Here is an 18,442-nt window from a genome sequence, read left to right as displayed (position 1 = left end):
CTTGTCCGCTGCGCTATCATGGGCAGATGCAAGAATCTCAGACCACCCCCCAAGACCAGGAAGCCGCGGACGAACGCAGCGCCTATGAACTGATCGGCGGCGAGTCCCGCCTGCGCGAACTGGTCGACCGTTTCTACGACATCATGCAGCTCGAGCCGGACTTCGCCGGCATCCACGCCATGCACCCGGTGCCCAACGACAGCTCGCGCGAGAAGCTGTTCATGTTCCTGTCCGGCTGGCTGGGCGGCCCCAACCTCTTCATCGAACGCTACGGCCACCCGATGCTGCGCGCCCGCCACCTGCCGTTCGCGATCGGCACCACCGAACGCGACCAATGGCTGCGTTGCATGGCGATGGCGCTGGAAGATCTCGGCTACGACTACGACCTGCGCCTGCGCCTGATGGGCGCCTTCTACCAGACCGCCGACTGGATGCGGAATCGCCCGCACTGATATGTCCACGATCGAGTTCATCGTCCTCGCGATCGGCCTGCTGGCCGTGCTCGCCCTGCAGTTCGCCCTGTTCGCGCGCAGCCGCGGTAGTGGTAAAGACGCGGACGGCCAGGCCCACGCCTTCGAACGCCTGGAGCGCGAGCTGCGCCACGAGCTGCAGACCAGCGCCCAGGCCACGCGCCAGGAACTGGCCGCCCACCTGGCCCAGAACCAGGCCGCCACCGCCCAGCAGCTGGAAGCGATGCGCCAGCAGATCCAGCTGCACGCCGCCGGCGGACGCGAAGAACAGGCGCGCGTGCTGAAGCGCTTCGCCGACAGCATGAACACGGCCATCGCCACGCTGACCGAATCGAACGCCCAGCGCATGCTGGAAGTTCGCGGCACGCTCGAGACCAAGATCCGCGACCTGCAGGCCGACAATGCGCGCCGCCTGGAAGAGATGCGCCAGACCGTCGACGAAAAGCTGCACGCGACGCTGGAGACCAGGCTGACCGAATCCTTCCGCCAGGTGTCCGACCGCCTCGAGCGCGTGCACCAGGGCCTGGGCGAGATGCAGCAGCTGGCCATCGGCGTGGGCGACCTGAAACGCGTGCTGACCAATGTGAAGACGCGCGGCACCTGGGGCGAGGTACAACTGGAGATGCTGCTCGAGCAGGTGCTGACGGTCGAGCAGTATGCCAAGAACGTCGAGACGGTCAGCGGCTCGAACGCGCGCGTCGAGTTCGCGATCAAGCTGCCGGGCACGGTCGAGGGCGGCCCGCCGCTGTGGCTGCCCATCGACGCCAAGTTCCCGAAAGAGCAGTACGAGCGCCTGGTGGAAGCGGCCGATACCGCCGATGCCGACGGCGTGGTGCGCGCCGGCGCCGAGCTGGAACGCGCGGTGCGCAACGAGGCGAAAACGATCTGCGAAAAATACGTCTCGCCGCCGCAGACCACCGACTTCGCGATCCTGTTCCTGCCCACCGAAGGCCTGTACGCCGAGGTGATGCGCCGCCCGGGCCTGGCCGACGAGCTGCAGCGCACCCTGCGCGTGACGATCGCCGGACCGTCGACCTTGACCGCGCTGCTCAACAGCCTGCAGATGGGCTTCCGCACGCTGGCGCTGGAAAAGCGCTCATCCGAAGTCTGGCAGGTGCTGGGCGCGGTGAAGACCGAGTTCGGCAAGTTCGGCGACGTGCTGGCCGCCACCAAGACCACGCTCGAACGCGCGGCCAAGAACATCGAGAATGCCGAGGTGCGCAGCCGGCAGATGGCGCGCAAGCTGAAGTCGGTCGAGGCGCTGCCGAGCGAGGCGGCGCAGTTGATGCTGGGGGCTGCGCCGGCGGATGGCGACGACCTCGCTTGATCATTCGCCGCCGTAATTGCCTGTCGTCGCAATCAATGTCGCGCCGCACGTCGTTTTATGACCCTCGTGTGCAACGGCGATCCCGTCGATGACGTGATGCGGGTCGCCCTCGGCGATCGTGCAGTTGTCGTGGCCCTTGATGGGGCAGCTGCATTTGTCGCCGACGCGGGCGACCGGGATGCCGCCGACCGTGAAGTGCGTCGCGCTTACGCTTTCGACCTTGCCACCGTGTGAAGTGGGGTCGCCTAGACGGATCACGTTGCGCATGGCTTAACCCTTTTTGTCGGTTGGCGTCTCTGCTGCCAGGTGGGCGGGGGCGGGCGGATCGCCATATCCGACCAGTTTCCATACGGTCGCCGTACGGTAAGAGGGATATACTCCTTTGATTTTTTGCCACAGCGACGGCTCGCCAAGCGATACCACATGCGGCATCCGTTCTCCGGCCTTGATGTGCTGGCGCCGGTCGTCCTGTCGTGCTGCCGGTTCGTCGGATTCCCACCACCCCGTTTGCGGACAAATGCGCCCGGTTGCGGCAAGTTCTCCCAGCGGCAGCCGTGGTCCTGCGTCAGTGGCTTTGACTGTCGTCGTCCCGGTTGGACGCAGGCGGATCGTGCTGGTGATCTTGTCCCAGACGGCGATGGCTTCTTCGTCGGTCAGGCTGGCTTTGGTGGCGCCGATGGCGTTATTGGCGACGCCGGTTTGCATGCGGATGTCCGCAAAAGGTTTCAAATAGTTTCCCGCGACGCCTCTAAACGCGATAGCGAAATCATGAACCGAGTGTACCGTGCTTTGTTCCGGCGAGCGTGACAAGCCTTCGAAGCCGTTTACCCAATCATGGATCTGGCGGGGCCCTCTGCGGAAATAGACAGTTTTCAACATTGGATGGTTGGGATCTTCTGCTTTCAGATCTTTCTCTAAACGCTCCAGTTGCCATTCCAGCGAGTCGCTTTCGGAATAATGCGGGTTGGAGGGGCGAATTTGAATTGAAAGGTGTACGTCCGGAAATTCTTTCAGGCGGAAGCCGATACTTAGGAGTTCGGCTGGCGGCTCCTTGGGTGGTCCGGGTTCATCCGGCAGGAAGGCATATTCGATGCAGTTGCCGGGCTCAGTCGGGATCTCGTTTTCGGCACGTAGGCGCAGGCGGCGAGCCATGCTCTTGATGCGGGCTGTAGCACTCTCCCGACGGTCTTTTAGCGGGCGGGCGTCGATGATAACGCCATCGTCATTCAGTTTAAAGTATCCGTTGATTTTAAGTGCCCCAATTGCTTCAAAACCGTCGTAACCCGTTACGATCTGGCCATCGGGGTCTTTCAAGTTCTCAACCGAAATCAGCAAAGGGATATCGTTGAGATAAATAGCTTTTTCGCTTTTCAACTCATTGATGAGCTTTTGCGCCAACCCATTTACTTCCTCAACGCCATTGGGGTAGACATTCACGCCCAACGGTATATCGACTCCGCCCCAAACCACGGTTGTCGATGCCGGTACATCTACCATAAATCTGCCAAAGCACACCGTCCTGGTTTTTTTGAAAATTGGTTGCAGACGGGGTGAGAGTGCGATCATGTTCGGCTTTTTCCATTGTTGGGGTTTAGGATCGCAGGCAGTGAGCAGCAATGCCACGCTTGAGAGAAGAATGAAAGGCAAGCATTTCGTAAGAGCCATATGCAATTACTCCTTCTCGTTTTTCCATTTGGCGTTCTGAGCGATGCGAACGATGCTGTACAAGGTAGCGGCAACAGCCCGCGGGTCTTTGTAGCTGGACTGATGTTCGTATCCGGTTTGGCGAAATATGCCTTTGAAACTATCGCTGTGCAGTTGATGGTCTGCAGATTTGGCGGGTACGGTCTGGTCTCCAGGAGACGAAGCCGGGAGGATCCTTGCGAATACCGGGGCGGGAACCAGATCCTCGGCCAGCAAGCTGGCGATGTTATTTGCGGCGCCAGGGTCCCAGTCAACCAATCTTAGCTGGCCCTGTTTGTTATCTTCAAGAATTGGCCAATTTTGCCACCCAGTTGCGGCGGTGCAATTAATGATTTCCCACACCACCTCACCGAAACTATGTCGTTTGCTGTCGGCGCCGTAATGAGCATAACTGTTCGGGTGATAGGTTTTCATAATCATTCGATGAAAGTTTCTGGCTATGTCGAGATATTCGCAAGTACGTTCGAATGTTCCGCCACCCTTTTCAAGAGAACGCCCGGAGGGATTGATCCAGTCTTCTCGAAACAGCGCATACCATTTGCCCTGAATTTTGTATATTTCATTGTAAGGATTGCCATTTTTTGGCCAGGCGTCCAGGTCATGCCCATTATGGCGAACGCGTAGCCAGCCATTTCCGTAAGCCTCGCTAGGCAGCAACTGAAGCCCACCAGGCGCGTTCGCCAGCACTGCCGTGACTTCGTCACCGTGGTTCCCTGCCACCTTGGCGGCAACGCTCGCTTCGATATTGGCTTTGCTAGTACTAATCAGGCCAGGATCTTCGAAACCTGCGCGCATGCGTCGATAAGCTGCAGGCGCGCCAATGGCCGGCATCACACCATGCACGATGCCCAACACCTTGTCTTGCAGGTTGCCGAAGTTCGAATGAATCAGCGCCCGACCGACAAGGCCACCCATCGAATGCGTTACAACGATGACTTGGTTGCATTCGTAGCCTGAGCGGTTGAAATCGTCGATGAGCTTATTGATTCGGACAGCAATAATCTTTGCGCTGTCGCCATTCGATTGCAGCCAGTTATAACCAAACGAATAAACGGCAAACCAGCAGCCAGTCGCAAGCTTTTTGAGTTCTTCCGCCGTTAATGCCTGTTGGGGGAGTTTTGGATCCGCACCCCAGATTTTTGGCTCGACTCCCACGACATCGTGCCACTCCGGACGAAGTTTGCCTTCGGAGAAAGTACTGTTGAGGCGTGATTCAAGATGTTGCAGCAATTGTCCATAGCTCTTAAAAAAGACTTCGCCCCAGCCTCGTGCACGTGCCTTTTGTGCAGCCGTGCCGCCGCCAGATAGGACTACCGGATCGCTTGCCAGTAAGGCAGAGTCAAAGTTCGGGGCGAGTTCGACATTGCCATGGCGCCCGTCACCCACTACGTTCGAAGGTCCAGAGGAGTCGTAAATGTCCACTGTCGTTTGTAACGGGTCCAGCCGCAATTGGCGATCGGCTGGGCTTTCGTTGGCGGCCCTGGTAATGTTGATTGGTTTCGAAGGGTCAAGCGTGTCCGGCCGCCAGGCAATATTGTCCTTCTGGCGCAACTCCTTCTGCCGCTCCATACTCATCCGCAAATTCGACCCCATAATCCCTGGCAAAAAGATGATCGGCAGTACCCGTTTCGGCAGCATCCGCGCACATTGAGGCTTCTTGTCCTGCTTCGGTGTCGCAAACCCTTCGGCTTTGCGGGCGGCACCAGCATGTGCTTGCGCGGGCAAGGGATGTTCGGCAGTCGTCATCGTATTCTCCCCATGAAATCAGTCGTCCAAAGCTTCGATGCTGTAGCGCCCGAATGGAATCGCACTGGTAAAGCGTTCGGTCAACCCAGCTGCATCAGTCCGTCCTTCGAACGTGCGCCCGTCCTCGGTAGTAATGCGATAGCGCTGGTTCTTCATCGGCTCGTCGGTCCCAATCCATCGGAGAACCGTCTGCTGGTCGTGCGCCGACTCGCTGACGATCGAAGGCACTGCGACCGGAGAACCTCCAGTCGGCCCGACGTGCGCGAATTTCGACGACTTGATGGTGTGCTCACCGCTGCTCTGCTGCGTGATGGCGCCACCGCCGATATCCACTTGCGCGCCCTGCGCCACCATGCGGATCTTCGGTGCCTGCAGCACGATCTCCTCGGTGGCAGTCAAGACGATGCGCTTGGAAGAGGTGAGCTCAATATCGTCGGCATGTGTCTGCAGTTCGAGCTTGCCGCTCGCGGCGATCAGCTTGATGCCGAGCCGGTGCGCGAACAGGCTGATACTTTCCGCGACCCGCGCCAGCAGTTTTCTGCCGACCGACAGCTGGGTGTTCCCGATGCTGAGCACATCGACATGCGTCTGTGCGCCGATGGCGATGTTGTCCTGGCTGCTTAGCGCGACGCCTGCGGGCGCGGAAAGCGCGACCACTGCCTGGCCGCCATCGCCCGTGCCATTGCTGTCGGTGTTGCTGCCGGCTTCCCACTGCTTCAGGTAAGCGATCAGCTGTTTGAGCTCTTTGTCGGAGGTAGCGTCCGCGTGATGGGTCACCGACAGTTCGGAGAGCTGCTGCTGTACACCCTGTAGCGCCTCGACCAGACCGATCAGTTCGGCGCGGTCCAGTTGTTTGCCGCTGGCCTTCTGGCGTGCCGCGGCGCTGATGAGCACGCCTTGCGCTCCGCGTACCGCAACCGCGTGGTCGCTGCGCAGCTCGGCACCTTCGCCGCGTGCCTCACCCTTGCCGTCGTTGCGCGGATGAGTGAGCCAGCCGAGGTTCAGTTCGCTGTGTCCGTGTTGCGAAGACAGTTGCGCGTTGATCTGGCCCGGGGTGTCGTCGAGACGCAGCTGGTTGTAGCGAAGGCCTTGTACTTCCTTGCTCTTGATACCAGCCAGGTGCTTGTTGCCGGGCAGCTTTCCTGTGTGGCTGAAGGAGGGCGGCGGCGCCATGGCCCCGTAGACTTGCGCCACGATGATCGGTTTGTCCGGGTCCCCGCCGAGGAAATCGACGATGACTTCATCGCCCACCCGTGGCAAGGTGATCGTTCCCCATTGATTGCTGGCCCAGGTACTGGCTACGCGTATCCAGGCGGAGTCGCGGCCGGTATCGCTGGCGCCCGCCCCTTGCGCGTGGCTATGGTCCTCCACCCTGGTGCCCGGAAAGCGCACCTTGACCCGGCCATTCTCGTCGCAGTGCACTTCTTCGCCGGGTGGGCCGACCACGATGGCGCTTTGCAGTTGCGGGCGCGGCAAATCGCTACGCGGGTCGAAGGCGGGGACGATGGGAATGCCGCGGCGCACGCACGAAAAGCGATTGGTATAACGCATGCCGCGCTCTTCGCTGGCTTGCCGTAGCGCGCTATCGGCCGATCCTTCGTTCCACCGGTTGTGGGCGAACAGCCGCTGTATCCGGTCCTCGACGGTCTTCGGCAAATTGTTCTCCGCGTCGATCTGCAGACGCGTGACGATGAATTCCCGCTCTCTTGCGGGATGTGCGTCGATTTCGGGATGGCCGCTCAATCCTATCCACTGTCCGATACATAGGGCACGCACGCTGCTTTCGCCGTAAAAGCATTTCGACTCGTACTCATGGCGTTTCATGCGCAATTCGCCGAGATTCCGGTAGTCGTCCCCATCGTTGCCTGCGTGCGGCACGTCGATCAGGTAATCGTCGAGACTGAATGCGAACCGGTTGCCCGCCGCTCCCTGATCGATATGGGACGGCGTGTGACTTGTCATCGGACGGCCCTGCATGTAATCCGTGCTGAGGCGACTGACATTGCCGGGTCTGAGCGCGCGTACCGGGCTCCACGCGAAAATGGTGTCGCTTTGCTCGGTGCCGTCGTCCCGGTGATAGCGGACGGTACCGGCGGCATTCTGCGGGAGCGTGAACGCGTCGTCGAACAGCACCAGGGAATGAGCCGGTATGTCCTGGCTGGCTTGTCCGGGCCGCATGAACCATGCGATGCCGCGCCGTTTCCAAAGCCGGCGCAGGAAGTCCGCGTCGGATTCGTTATGCTGCATCGTGAATTCGCGGGCGGGATAGCTGCCGGTCACAAAGGACCAGTCCACGTCGAAAGCCTTGGCCAGCACGGGATTGTTCCGTCGCCACTCGTCGAGGATGACTTCGGTAATGTCCAATTCGTTCAGGTTGCGGAAGACGCGTGTATTGCTGCGGCACTCCATCAGCGCCAGTGCGTCGCGCAGCACCAGTTCATAGGTCGCCAGGCCGCCGTCGCTCTGCCCCGCAGCCGCTTGCGCGACAATGCCGCACACGGAGCGCAGATCGCCGCGATCCGTCACGAACTGCAGCTCGACCGGCGACGCAATGAATTCCTTCAAGGGGAGATCGACACGCGTCGATACACACAGGAGGCGGTATTCCAGCCCACCGCATAAGGTCTCGCTTCCGGTGACCCGTTTGATCAGCAAGACGTCTTCGAGCACGCGCGGTCCTTTGGACAGCCGCGCCCGGATGGGACGATTCGCTTCGGATAAGCCGGCGAATCCTTCGACGATATCTTTGAAATTCATCCAGGGTTCCCAATCCATGTAAGCAGAACTGCTCAATGGTAGGAATCCGAATCGTCGCTACATTGATATCAATAAAGTCTTTGCTAAATATCAGTTACGCATGCCAACCCCAGAAGCGGACAGCAAGGCATGTTCAAATCAAGCCCTCGAACATCAACACATCCACCATCTCCCCAGCCTGCACGCTACCCTGTTCATCCTGCAGCACCACCATGCAGTTCGCCTCCGACATCGAGCGCAAAATGCCCGAGCCTTGCGAGCCGGTGATCTTCACCTCGGGCTGCCCATCGGCGCCGCGCGACAGCACGCCGCGCTGGTATTCGGTACGCCCCGGTTTCTTGCGAATGGACGCCACGGAGCGGGCACGCACCAACTCCAAAGGCGCCTCGGCCCCCATCATGCGCAGCAGCGCTTCGCGGGCGAAGAAGTAGAAGGAGACCATCACCGCCACCGGATTGCCCGGCAGCCCGAACAGGAAGGCGCTGTGGCCCTTGGAGGCGATGCGGCCGAAGGCCAGCGGACGGCCCGGGCGCATGCCGATCTTCCAGAAGGTGACGTCGCCGAGCTTCGCCATGATCTGCTTCGTGTAGTCGGCCGCGCCCACCGAGACGCCGCCCGAGGTGATGATGGCGTCGGCGTTTTCGCAGGCCTCGCGTAATGCGTCTTCCAGCGCCTGCGGGTCGTCGCGCACCACGCCCATGTCGATGATGTCGCAGCCCAGCCGCGTCAGCATGCCGTAGATGGTGTAGCGGTTGCTGTCGTAGACGCAGCCTTGGTCGAGCGGCTGGCCGATCGAGCGCAGCTCGTCGCCGGTCGAGAAGAAGGCGACGCGCAGGCGCCGCCGCACCGGCACCTCGGCCACGCCGAGCGATGCCAGCAGGCCCAGGTCGGCCGGGCGGATGACCTTCCCCTTGCGCAGGGCGGCGCTGCCGGCCTTCAGGTCTTCGCCGGCCAGGCGGCGGTTGTCCCCGGCGCGGATGGTGCCGGGGGCCATGACCATGACACCGCCGGATTCGGTCACGAGTTCCTGCGGCACCACGCTGTCGCAGCCGGCAGGCATCACGCCGCCGGTCATGATGCGCACGCATTCGCCGGGGCCGGGTACGGCGCTGGAGGTGCGACCGGCATACACGGTGTCGATCACGCGCAGAAGCACCAACGCTTCGGTAGACAAATCTTCGCCGCGCAGGGCATAGCCGTCCATCGCCGAGTTGTCGTGGGCCGGAACGTCGATCGGCGACGTGATGTCCGCCGCCAGCACCCGTCCCAGCGCGGCGCGCAGCGCCACCTGTTCGGTCGCGCGCAGCGGCGAAACGAAGTCGCGGATGATCCGCTGCGCGTCGCGCACCGGCAGGGCATCCGGGTCATATGCGGACAGGCAGCTGACGACGTCGGCCAAGCGCGGAGCCGATACGGGCGACCCGGCGGGATCGAGACTCTGCAGCTCGTCGCGGGTATTGATGTTGCGGAAGGCGGCGGCGTCCTCGAACAGCACCTCGGCCACCTTGATCTGCGGGTACCAGCCGTCCATGCGGCGTCCGCCGGCGGCAAGATAGGCCGACAGCACGTCCACTTTACTGGATTTAATTATGCAGAAAACTGGATGCGGTTGGCGCAGGCCGTTTTCTTCCGTCACCGCCAGCGCGAGGTCGGCGCCGGCATCCTCCAGGCCCTGCAGCAGGCGCGCCGCCAGGTCCGACGGGAGGAAGGGCGAGTCGCAGGGGGCGGTCAGCAGATAGGGCGTGGCGCAGCGGCGCAGGCCCGCTTCCAGTCCGGCCAGCGGACCGGCAAAGCCCGGCGTATCGTCCGGCCAGACCGGCACGCCGAAGGCGCCATAGGCTTCGAGGTTCTGGTTGGCGTTGATGGCCACGCTGGCCACCTGCGGCCGCAGGCGGTCCAGGACGTGCGCCACCATGGTCGAGCCGCCGAAGGGCTGCAGGCCCTTGTCCACGTTGCCCATGCGCGTGCCGCGTCCGCCGGCCAGGACCAGGCCGCTGATCGATTCAGTATTCATTTTCTTATCCGCCGATGTAAGACATTTCGATTTTCTTCGCGCCGCGCGACAGGCCTTCGGTATTGATCGTCCGCGTTTCCGAATAGCGGTCCGCGCGCCGGCTCCACAGCTGGGCGATGCTGGACGATATCTCGAGGTCGCTGCGGTCTTCGCGCAGCAGGGCGCGCAGGTCGTGGCCGCGGGTCGCGAACAGGCAGGTGTAGAGCTTGCCCTCGGTGGACAGGCGGATGCGCGAGCAGTCGCTGCAGAAGGCCTGGGTCACGCTCGAGATCATGCCGAGCTCGCCGCTGCCGTCCACGTAACGCCAGCGCGAAGCGGTCTCGCCCGCGTAGTTGGCGCCGATGGGTTCGAGCGGCATTTCGGCGGCGATGCGCCGCACCACTTCGCCGGACGGAATGACTTCGTCCATGTTCCAGCCGTTCGAGGCGCCCACGTCCATGTATTCGATGAAGCGCAAGATGGTCGGCGTGCCCTTGAAGTGGCGCGCCATCGGCAGGATCTGGGCGTCGTTCATGCCGCCCTTGACCACCATGTTGACCTTCACCGGACCGAGGCCGGCGGCGTGCGCGGCCTCGATGCCTTCGAGGACATCGGAGACCGCGAAGTCGACGTCGTTCATGCGCTTGAAGATGGCGTCGTCGATGGCGTCGAGCGAAACCGTGACGCGGTCCAGGCCGGCGTCCTTCAGTACGCGGGCCTTGCGCGCCAGCAGCGAGCCGTTGGTGGTGAGGGTGAGGTCGAGCGGGCGGCCGGACGGCGTCTGCAGTTCGCGCAGCTGGGCGACGAGGCGTTCCAGGTCCTTGCGCAGCAGCGGCTCGCCGCCGGTCAGGCGGATCTTCTCGACGCCGTGGGCGACGAACAGGCGCGCCACCCGGGTGATCTCCTCGAAGCTCAGCAGCGAGGAGTGGGGCAGGTAGGCGTAGTTCTTGTCGAACACCTCTTTCGGCATGCAGTAGACGCAGCGGAAGTTGCAGCGGTCGGTGACCGAGATGCGCAGGTCGTGCAGCGGCCGGCCGAGCGCGTCCGCGAGCAGTCCCGAAGGCTCGGCCAGCGCCGCCGGCGCAGGCATTGCCGGCGATCCGGCGTCGCCCAGCATGATGATTTTCTCAGACATTCCAATACGATAGCATGATGCCCGCAAGCGCACAGGCGAGGATCAGCGGGATCGTTCCCACCTTGTAGCGCAGCAGGGCGACGGTGGCGGTGGCGCCGATCGCGATCGCCGGCCAGTGCGGCCTGCCGCCGCCCAGGAACACCTGGCCGCCGAAGAACACCGCCAGGCTGGCGATCACGCCGACCACCGCCGCCGAGATCGCCGTCAGCGGCGCCGTCATGCGCAGGTCGCCGCGCGTGGACTCGACCAGCGGCCCGCCGGCCAGGATGAACACGAAGGAGGGCAGGAAGGTGAACAGGCTGGCCACCGCCGCCCCGGCCGCGCCGGCGGCGAACAGTGCGCCCGGCCCGAACAGCGCATGGGTCCAGCCGCCGACGAAGCCCACAAAAGCCACGATCATGATCAGCGGGCCGGGCGTGGTCTCGCCGAGGGCCAGGCCGTCGATCATCTGGCCGGCGCTCAGCCAGCCATAGTGCTCGACGGCGCCCTGCACGACGTAGGGCAGCACGGCATAGGCGCCCCCAAAACTCATCATCGCGGCCTTGGTGAAGAACCAGCCCATGCTCGCCAGCGCGCCCGATGGGCCGTACAGCGCCGCCAGCAGCAGCCAGGCCGCCAGGCCGATGCCGCAGCCGGCCAGGCTCACCCGCAGCAGCCCGGCCCAGCTGAAGCGGGCGTGCGGCGGCGTCGGCGTGTCGTCGTCGATCAGCGCGGGGCCATGGGACTTGCCGCCCGCCTTGTGGGCGCCGCCGGGCTGGAACAGGGCGGGGCGCAGGCGTCCGCCCACGACGCCCGCCAGCGCCGCGCCCAGCACCACCAGCGGGAAGGGCAGCGCCAGCACGGCGATGGCGACGAAGGCGCAAGCGGCGATGGCGGCCAGCAGCCAGTTGCGGATCGTACGGCTGCCGATGCGCCAGGCGGCGCCGAGCACGATGGCGACCACCGCCGGCTTGATGCCGTTCATGACGCCGGCGATGGCCGGCAGGTGGCCGTAGGCCATGTAGATCCACGACAGCGCGATCAGGATCAGCAGCGAAGGCAGCACGAACAGCACCCCGGCCACGATGCCGCCGAGGGTACGGTGCATCAGCCAGCCGATGTAGACGGCGAGCTGGGTCGCTTCCGGGCCGGGCAGCAGCATGCAGTAGTTGAGCGCGTGCAGGAAGCGCTGCTCGGAGATCCAGCGGCGGCGCTCGACCAGCTCGGCATGCATCATCGCGATCTGTCCGGCCGGTCCGCCGAAGCTGATGAAACCCAGCTTGAGCCAGTAGCGCAGGGCGGTGCGGAAGGGGATGGGCTGGGGATGCATGCAACAAGCGATGGTCAAAGTTGGTTTATCTTACAGACAAAAAAAAGGAAGCCGAAGCTTCCTTTTTTATTGGACAAGACCGCCTCTTACTGGCGCGTATCCACCTGGATCAGCGGCTCCTGGGCCGGCGGCGGCGCAAGCTTGCGAGTGCGGCCGAGACGGACCGGCTGCTGGGACTGGGCGGCCGCTTCCTGGGCAGCGCGCAGCTTTTCCGGATCGGTCGATGCCAGTTGCAGGCCGGCCTGGGCCAGCGTTTCGCCCAGATCGGCCGGGGCAGCGGCAACCGGAGCCGGAGCCGGAGCCGGTGCGGGGGCTGCGACCGGAGCCGGGGCCGAGGCGACCGGCGCCACCGGCGCCGGCATCACGACCGGCTGGGCAGCCGGAGCGGCGGCTTCGACCGGAGCCACGGCTTCAACCGGAGCCGGTGCCGGAGCAACCGGAGCAACCGGAGCAGCCGGAGCAACCGGCGCCATGGCGGCAGCGTGACGGGCAGCGGCTTCGGCGACCGATTTCGCGGTCGGGAAGGGCCACGCACCCTGGTTCGATGCCTTCACCTCTGCGGCAGCGGCCTCGGCTGCTGCCTGTGCGGCGGCGACGTGCAGGGCTTCTGCTGCCGCGGCTTCGGCACGTGCCCGGGCTGCGGCTTGTTCGGCTGCGGCGTGTTCGGCCGCGGCTTTCTCGGCAGCGGCTTTCACCGAAGCGGCGGTCGGGAAGGGCCACGGACCCGGGGCAGCAGCAGCCTTGGCCGGCTTGGCGCCTTTGGCTCTCGCAGCCTTGGTTTCGGCCTGGACCTTGGCGGCTTCTTCGTCGGCAACCGGTGCGAAGGCCGGTGCCGCGCCTTCTTCACCGCTCTCGTTGTCGATGATGTCGGCCCCGTCGCGATCGCGGCGGTTGCGGTTGCGGCCGCCACGACGGCGGCGGCGGCGCGGCTCGTCGCCACCATCGGTCTCGGCTTCCTCGCCGTCCGGGCCGATGGCCGTCACGGTCTTCACCACTTGCTCCTGGATGATTTCCTGATCGCCATTCGGAGCGGTCGTCGCGATCGTGACGGTGGTCGCGGCGCTAGCCTGGACCACGCTCAGTTCGTCGGCCTTGGCTTCGACCACCTGGGCGCGCTCGGCACGCTCACGCGGCTGGCGCGGCTGGCGCTCGGCACGTTCCGGACGCTCGGCGCGTTCGCCACGCTCGGCGCGCGGGGCCGGCTGGGCTGGCGCCTCGGCCTGATCGCGGGTTTCGCGCACTTCACGGGTCTCGCGGCCTTCGCGCGGCTCGCGCGGTTCACGCGGCTTGCGCGGCGGACGGGCCGGCTTGCCTTCGGCGTCGACCGGCTTGGCGGTCTCGTCGGCCGGCGCGCCTTTGGCGAGCTGTTCGCGGTCTTCGCGCTCACGGCCCTTGCCGGTACCGGTACCGTTACGGCCGCCACGGCCATTGCGCTGGCCGCGGTTGCCGCGCTCGGCGGCTGCCGCTGCCGGCTCGGCCGGCTTGACGGGTGCCGCTGCCGGAGCCGGCGGCGGGGTCATCGGCGCCGGGGTGCCGAAGAAGAAGTTACGCAGCTTGGCAAAGAAGCCCTGCTCGGCCGGAGGCGGCGGCGCCACCGGAGCGGCGGGCGCTGCGGCAGGAGCGGCCTCGGCCTTGACCGGCTCGCGGCGTTCCACCATCGGCGCCGGCTGGGCCGGGGTAATGGTCTTGACCACGGCTTCCTGGCGCGGCTTGGCTTCTTCCTTCTGGCGCTTGGCAAAAGCCATGTCGGTGTCGGCCGACTCGGCCAGCGTGTAGCTGGAGGCGGCGTCTTCCAGGCGCGGATCGTCGTGCTTGATGCGCTCGAGCTTGTAGTGCGGGGTCTCCAGATGCTTGTTCGGCACCAAAATGACCGTGATGCGGTGACGGGTTTCGATCTTCAGCACTTCGCCGCGCTTTTCGTTCAGCAGGAACGCAGCGACGTCGACCGGAACCTGGACGTGGATCGCGGCCGAGTTTTCCTTCATCGCCTCTTCCTGGATGATACGCAGGACTTGCAGAGCCGAGGATTCGGTATCGCGGATGTGGCCGGTGCCCGAGCAGCGCGGGCAGGTGACGTGCGAACCTTCCGACAGCGAAGGACGCAGGCGCTGGCGCGACAGTTCCATCAGGCCGAAGCGCGAGATCTTGCCCATCTGGACGCGTGCACGGTCATGGTGCAGGGCGTCCTTCAGGCGCTGTTCGACTTCGCGCTGGTTCTTGGCGACTTCCATGTCGATGAAGTCGATCACGATCAGGCCGCCCAGGTCGCGCAGGCGCAGCTGGCGGGCCACTTCGTCGGCCGCTTCGCAGTTGGTGTTAAAGGCGGTGGTTTCGATGTCCGAACCGCGGGTGGCGCGGGCCGAGTTGACGTCGATGGACACCAGGGCTTCGGTGTGGTCGATCACGATCGCGCCGCCCGACGGCAGCGGGACGGTACGCGAGTACGCGGTCTCGATCTGGTGTTCGATCTGGAAACGGGAGAACAGCGGGACGTCGTCGGTATAGCGTTTCACGCGGTGCGCCATGTCGGGCATCACGTGGCTCATGAATTGCTGGGCTTGGTCGAAGATCTCGTCGGTGTCGATCAGGACTTCACCGATGTCGGGCTGGAAGTAGTCGCGGATGGCGCGGATGACGAGGGAGGATTCCTGGTAGATCAGGAAGGCCCCGGGGGCCGATTTGCCGGCGCCTTCGATCGCGCGCCAGAGTTGCATCAGGTAATTCAGGTCCCACTGGAGTTCTTCGACGTTGCGGCCGATGCCGGCGGTCCGGGCAATCACCGACATGCCTTGCGGCAGGTCCAGCTTGTCCATGGTCTCGCGCAGTTCCTGGCGTTCTTCGCCTTCGACCCGGCGGGAGACGCCGCCGCCGCGCGGATTGTTCGGCATCAGGACCAGGTAGCGGCCGGCCAGCGAAATGAAGGAAGTCAGTGCCGCGCCCTTGTTGCCGCGTTCCTCTTTCTCGACCTGCACCATGATTTCCTGGCCTTCGCGCAGGGCTTCCTTGATGGTGCAATTCCGGACGTCGACACCTTCACGGAAATACGAGCGGGCGACTTCTTTAAAGGGGAGGAAACCGTGGCGGTCTTCGCCGTAGCTGACGAAGCAGGCTTCAAGGGAGGGTTCGATGCGGGTGATGACGCCTTTGTAGATATTCGATTTTCGCTGTTCGCGACCGGCGGTCTCGATATCGATGTCGATCAGTTTTTGGCCGTCGACAATCGCTACGCGCAGCTCCTCTTGCTGCGTAGCGTTAAACAACATACGTTTCATTTTTATTAACTCCGCGGCCCGTGGACCGTTTAATTACTGGAAACGTACGCGGGGAGGGGAGTGTTGGCGGTGGTATGCCCGGAGCGTGGCACGGCATTGCCGGCCACAGGGCGCAAATGGCATCGAACGTCATTGTCGCGCGCACGCCGCAACCTTGTTCGGCCGGCGCGGCCCGATCGGGGCGGCGCCAGGGCCTTGGGGCGGGTGCTAACAGCGACCACAGCCAGACCGCGGGGCGACCGTAGCGGGAATCCGGGCCAGGCGCTTATCAGCCTTGGCCTGCGGATTCCTGGAGAGGCTCCTTGCAGCGGGTCCGGCGAAAACGACAAGCGTTATCGACGCCATCACCCGGCGAGCCAGGCTGAACCTGGCTTGCCGGTACTTATCCTTACGATTCCAAACAATCCAATCCTGCAGTCCTGCGCGCTACCCGATTACAACTGCGGTGCAACCTTGGCGCGCGCAAGAATGTGCGTACACGTTTGTCATCTCACCAAACCTGCTGCGCTTCGCATTGGCGGCCAGCGATGCTCACCGTACTTTCGTACAGCTGCGCTTCTCGGTCACCACTACTTCCGCTCGCTATGATTTCGCGAGATTCCTTTTTTTCTTCATCGAATTCGCATTTTTGCGGGGTCGACGAAGGCGCCCCTGTGTAAAATATCGTTTTAATTCTTACACCAGCAGAGGTTTGACCGCCGCCTGTCGATTATATATTCAAAATGAAGGACTTAGAGAGAAATTCTGTCCAGCTTGTAACAATCGCTGAAGAAGAAGCCGGGCAACGTATCGACAACTACCTGCTGCGTGTTTGTAAAGGTGTCCCAAAAAGCCATATTTACCGCATCCTCCGCTCTGGCGAGGTGCGCGTGAACAAGGGGCGTATCGATCAGTTGTACCGCCTGGAAACGGGCGATGTGGTGCGTATTCCGCCGATCCGCATCGCCGAAAAGGCAGCCGGCAGCGCTCCCGTGCCCGGCGCCGAATTCGCGATCGTGCATGAGGACAGCCACCTGCTGGTGATCGACAAACCGGCCGGCGTCGCCGTGCATGGCGGCTCGGGCGTGTCCTATGGCGTCATCGAACAGCTGCGCGCGGCGCGTCCGCAAGCCAAGTTCCTGGAACTGGTGCATCGCCTCGACCGCGAAACCTCGGGTTTATTGTTGTTAGCGAAGAAACGTTCGGCGCTGACCAATTTGCACGAGCAAATGCGTGACGGCACGACGGACAAGCGCTACCTGACCCTGGTCAGCGGCAACTGGACCAACCCGCGCCAGCACGTCAAGCTGCCCCTGCACAAGTACACGACCTCGGACGGCGAGCGCCGCGTGGTGGTGCAGGCCGGCGGCCAGGAAGCGCATACCGTGTTCAACCTGCTGCGCCGCTGGGAAGGCTTCGCCCTGCTGGAAGCCGAGCTCAAGACCGGGCGTACGCACCAGATCCGCGTGCACCTGGCATCGAGCGGTTTCCCGATCGCAGGTGACGAGAAATACGGCGATTTTGCATTGAACAAGCAGCTTCAGAAGGCAAATAATACGCGCGGAGCCCTCAAGCGGATGTTCCTGCATGCGTACCGGATCACTTTCCAGCACCCCGAAACCGACAAGCCGATGACCCTGACGGCGCCACTGCCGGCGGAATGCGAGCGTTTCTTGGTAAGCTTGGGGCAACCGACAAGCAAACATTCATAATGGCACGCAAGCAATTCGACCTGATCGTCTTCGACTGGGATGGCACGCTGATGGACAGCACCGCCACCATCGTCAAATGCATCCAATCCGCCGCCAAGGACCTCGGCCTGAGCGTTCCCAGCGATGCCGCCGCCGCGCATGTCATCGGGCTCGGCCTGCTTGAAGCGATGCAGGCCGTGATGCCGGACATCGACCCGGCCCTGTATCCGCGCATGGTGGAGCGGTATCGTTATCATTTCCTGACAAAAGACCACGAACTGGTGCTATTCCGCGGCGTTCCCGCCATGCTGGAAGAACTCTCCCAGCTCGGCTATTTCCTGGCCGTCGCCACCGGCAAGAGCCGGGTCGGCCTGAACCGCGCCCTGAATGCCTGCGGACTGCTGTCGACCTTCGATGCAACCCGTTGCGCGGACGAGACATTTTCCAAGCCGCATCCTGCAATGTTGCAAGAATTGACAAGGGAGCTGGGGCAAGACATGCGTCGCACCGTTATGATCGGCGACACGACGCACGACTTGCTTATGGCCAACAATGCCGGCGCCTCAGGCATCGCGGTCGAGTACGGCGCGCATCCTGTGCAGCAACTGCAGGCATGTCACCCGGTCTTCACGGCAAAGAATGTGCCTGAACTCCACCAGTGGCTGGTCGAGAACGCATGAGCGAAGCAAACGAGGTCTATATCTGCGGGCCCGATGCCCTGGTCGACGGCGGCAATGGCGTTCGCTTTCCGGTGGTCGCGTTCGGCGATGAAGCCACCGGTTTCGTGGTGCGCCATGGCGGCAAGGTCTACGGCTACCTGAACCGCTGCGCCCACGTTCCCGTCGAACTGGACTGGTTCAAGGGCGAGTTTTTCGAGTCGAGCAAGCTATACCTCATGTGTTCGACCCACGGCGCGATCTATGCGCCCGAAACCGGGGTCTGCACCGGTGGACCATGCCGGGGCGGCAGGCTGCGCCCGATTGCCGTGCGCGAATCCGGCGATGGCGTCTATTGGCAGCCGGACCAGCATTTCCAGCCGCCGAAGTAAAACAAGCACAC

General features: G+C 63.4%; 13 protein-coding genes. 5 read left to right on the top strand and 8 right to left on the bottom strand.

The features are described from left to right. Nucleotides 1-26: 26 nt before the first annotated feature. Both AC1DOP_RS19810 and AC1DOP_RS19805 read left to right on the top strand, forming a co-directional pair. The gene (locus AC1DOP_RS19810) at nt 27-452 is read left to right on the top strand and encodes a group II truncated hemoglobin (RefSeq protein ID WP_477252919.1); all 426 of its coding nucleotides are present in this window, start codon (nt 27-29) and stop codon (nt 450-452) included. A gap of 1 nt (nt 453) precedes the next feature. Further along, nucleotides 454-1,797 (top strand): DNA recombination protein RmuC, encoded by a 1,344-nt coding sequence (locus AC1DOP_RS19805; RefSeq protein ID WP_477252917.1) that lies wholly within the window; start codon nt 454-456, stop codon nt 1,795-1,797. Here the strand turns inward: AC1DOP_RS19805 and AC1DOP_RS19800 are convergent, their stop codons facing one another. The 8 genes from AC1DOP_RS19800 to AC1DOP_RS19765 all read right to left on the bottom strand — a co-directional run bounded on the left by AC1DOP_RS19800 (nt 1,798) and on the right by AC1DOP_RS19765 (nt 15,713). Further along, nucleotides 1,798-2,064 (bottom strand): PAAR domain-containing protein, encoded by a 267-nt coding sequence (locus AC1DOP_RS19800; protein ID WP_442123396.1) that lies wholly within the window; start codon nt 2,062-2,064, stop codon nt 1,798-1,800. Nucleotides 2,065-2,067: 3 nt separating this feature from the next. Then, entirely contained in the window at nt 2,068-3,462 is a 1,395-nt protein-coding gene (locus AC1DOP_RS19795) for a T6SS immunity protein Tli4 family protein (RefSeq protein ID WP_442123397.1), read from the bottom strand. 6 nt (nt 3,463-3,468) lie between these two features. Beyond that, nucleotides 3,469-5,247, bottom strand: coding sequence for an esterase/lipase family protein (locus AC1DOP_RS19790; protein ID WP_477252914.1), 1,779 nt, complete (start codon nt 5,245-5,247; stop codon nt 3,469-3,471). An 18-nt stretch (nt 5,248-5,265) separates the two neighbouring features. Further along, a complete protein-coding gene (locus AC1DOP_RS19785; RefSeq protein WP_477252912.1) occupies nt 5,266-8,004 on the bottom strand; it encodes a type VI secretion system Vgr family protein in 2,739 nt (912 codons plus the stop codon). A gap of 133 nt (nt 8,005-8,137) precedes the next feature. Beyond that, nucleotides 8,138-10,018 carry a molybdopterin molybdotransferase MoeA gene (moeA, locus tag AC1DOP_RS19780; protein ID WP_477252910.1) on the bottom strand — a complete coding sequence of 627 codons (1,881 nt, stop codon included), beginning with the start codon at nt 10,016-10,018 and terminating at the stop codon, nt 8,138-8,140. 4 nt (nt 10,019-10,022) lie between these two features. Beyond that, nucleotides 10,023-11,132, bottom strand: a complete 1,110-nt coding sequence (moaA, locus tag AC1DOP_RS19775) for a GTP 3',8-cyclase MoaA (RefSeq protein ID WP_477252908.1) — start codon at nt 11,130-11,132, stop codon at nt 10,023-10,025. Continuing rightward, nucleotides 11,125-12,441 (bottom strand): chromate efflux transporter, encoded by a 1,317-nt coding sequence (gene chrA / locus AC1DOP_RS19770; protein ID WP_477252906.1) that lies wholly within the window; start codon nt 12,439-12,441, stop codon nt 11,125-11,127. Before chrA ends, moaA begins: the two co-directional genes overlap by 8 nt. An 86-nt stretch (nt 12,442-12,527) precedes the next feature. Continuing rightward, nucleotides 12,528-15,713: an Rne/Rng family ribonuclease gene (locus AC1DOP_RS19765; RefSeq protein WP_477252904.1), complete on the bottom strand. Its 3,186-nt coding sequence runs from the start codon at nt 15,711-15,713 to the stop codon at nt 12,528-12,530. A 722-nt stretch (nt 15,714-16,435) separates the two neighbouring features. Here AC1DOP_RS19765 and AC1DOP_RS19760 point away from each other — a divergent pair. Genes AC1DOP_RS19760 through AC1DOP_RS19750 form a run of 3 tightly spaced genes read left to right on the top strand, consistent with a single transcriptional unit; the run spans nt 16,436 to nt 18,431 of the window. Then, nucleotides 16,436-17,404 (top strand): RluA family pseudouridine synthase, encoded by a 969-nt coding sequence (locus AC1DOP_RS19760; protein ID WP_442123406.1) that lies wholly within the window; start codon nt 16,436-16,438, stop codon nt 17,402-17,404. Further along, entirely contained in the window at nt 17,404-18,063 is a 660-nt protein-coding gene (locus AC1DOP_RS19755) for an HAD-IIIA family hydrolase (RefSeq protein ID WP_442123407.1), read from the top strand. The genes AC1DOP_RS19760 and AC1DOP_RS19755 overlap by 1 nt, the downstream gene beginning before the upstream one ends. Continuing rightward, on the top strand, nt 18,060-18,431 hold the full coding sequence (locus AC1DOP_RS19750) for a Rieske (2Fe-2S) protein (RefSeq protein WP_442123408.1): 372 nt from the start codon (nt 18,060-18,062) through the stop codon (nt 18,429-18,431). The genes AC1DOP_RS19755 and AC1DOP_RS19750 overlap by 4 nt, the downstream gene beginning before the upstream one ends. The last annotated feature ends 11 nt before the right edge of the window (nt 18,432-18,442 follow it).

This window comes from Massilia sp. 01N410, from assembly GCF_056399665.1.
The sequence above is the reverse complement of the archived record's forward strand: the minus strand, read 5'-3'. Positions and strand labels throughout refer to the sequence as shown.

What these genes read in the sequence shown, in the direction of transcription:
- AC1DOP_RS19800 (WP_442123396.1), bottom strand. Translation starts at nt 2,064, where the DNA reads ATGCGCAACGTGATCCGTCTAGGCGACCCCACTTCACACGGTGGCAAG.
- AC1DOP_RS19760 (WP_442123406.1), top strand. Translation starts at nt 16,436, where the DNA reads ATGAAGGACTTAGAGAGAAATTCTGTCCAGCTTGTAACAATCGCTGAA.
- moaA (WP_477252908.1), bottom strand. Translation starts at nt 11,132, where the DNA reads ATGTCTGAGAAAATCATCATGCTGGGCGACGCCGGATCGCCGGCAATG.
- AC1DOP_RS19790 (WP_477252914.1), bottom strand. Translation starts at nt 5,247, where the DNA reads ATGACGACTGCCGAACATCCCTTGCCCGCGCAAGCACATGCTGGTGCC.
- AC1DOP_RS19805 (WP_477252917.1), top strand. Translation starts at nt 454, where the DNA reads ATGTCCACGATCGAGTTCATCGTCCTCGCGATCGGCCTGCTGGCCGTG.
- AC1DOP_RS19750 (WP_442123408.1), top strand. Translation starts at nt 18,060, where the DNA reads ATGAGCGAAGCAAACGAGGTCTATATCTGCGGGCCCGATGCCCTGGTC.
- AC1DOP_RS19810 (WP_477252919.1), top strand. Translation starts at nt 27, where the DNA reads ATGCAAGAATCTCAGACCACCCCCCAAGACCAGGAAGCCGCGGACGAA.
- AC1DOP_RS19795 (WP_442123397.1), bottom strand. Translation starts at nt 3,462, where the DNA reads ATGGCTCTTACGAAATGCTTGCCTTTCATTCTTCTCTCAAGCGTGGCA.
- moeA (WP_477252910.1), bottom strand. Translation starts at nt 10,018, where the DNA reads ATGAATACTGAATCGATCAGCGGCCTGGTCCTGGCCGGCGGACGCGGC.
- AC1DOP_RS19755 (WP_442123407.1), top strand. Translation starts at nt 17,404, where the DNA reads ATGGCACGCAAGCAATTCGACCTGATCGTCTTCGACTGGGATGGCACG.
- AC1DOP_RS19785 (WP_477252912.1), bottom strand. Translation starts at nt 8,004, where the DNA reads ATGAATTTCAAAGATATCGTCGAAGGATTCGCCGGCTTATCCGAAGCG.
- chrA (WP_477252906.1), bottom strand. Translation starts at nt 12,441, where the DNA reads ATGCATCCCCAGCCCATCCCCTTCCGCACCGCCCTGCGCTACTGGCTC.
- AC1DOP_RS19765 (WP_477252904.1), bottom strand. Translation starts at nt 15,713, where the DNA reads ATGAAACGTATGTTGTTTAACGCTACGCAGCAAGAGGAGCTGCGCGTA.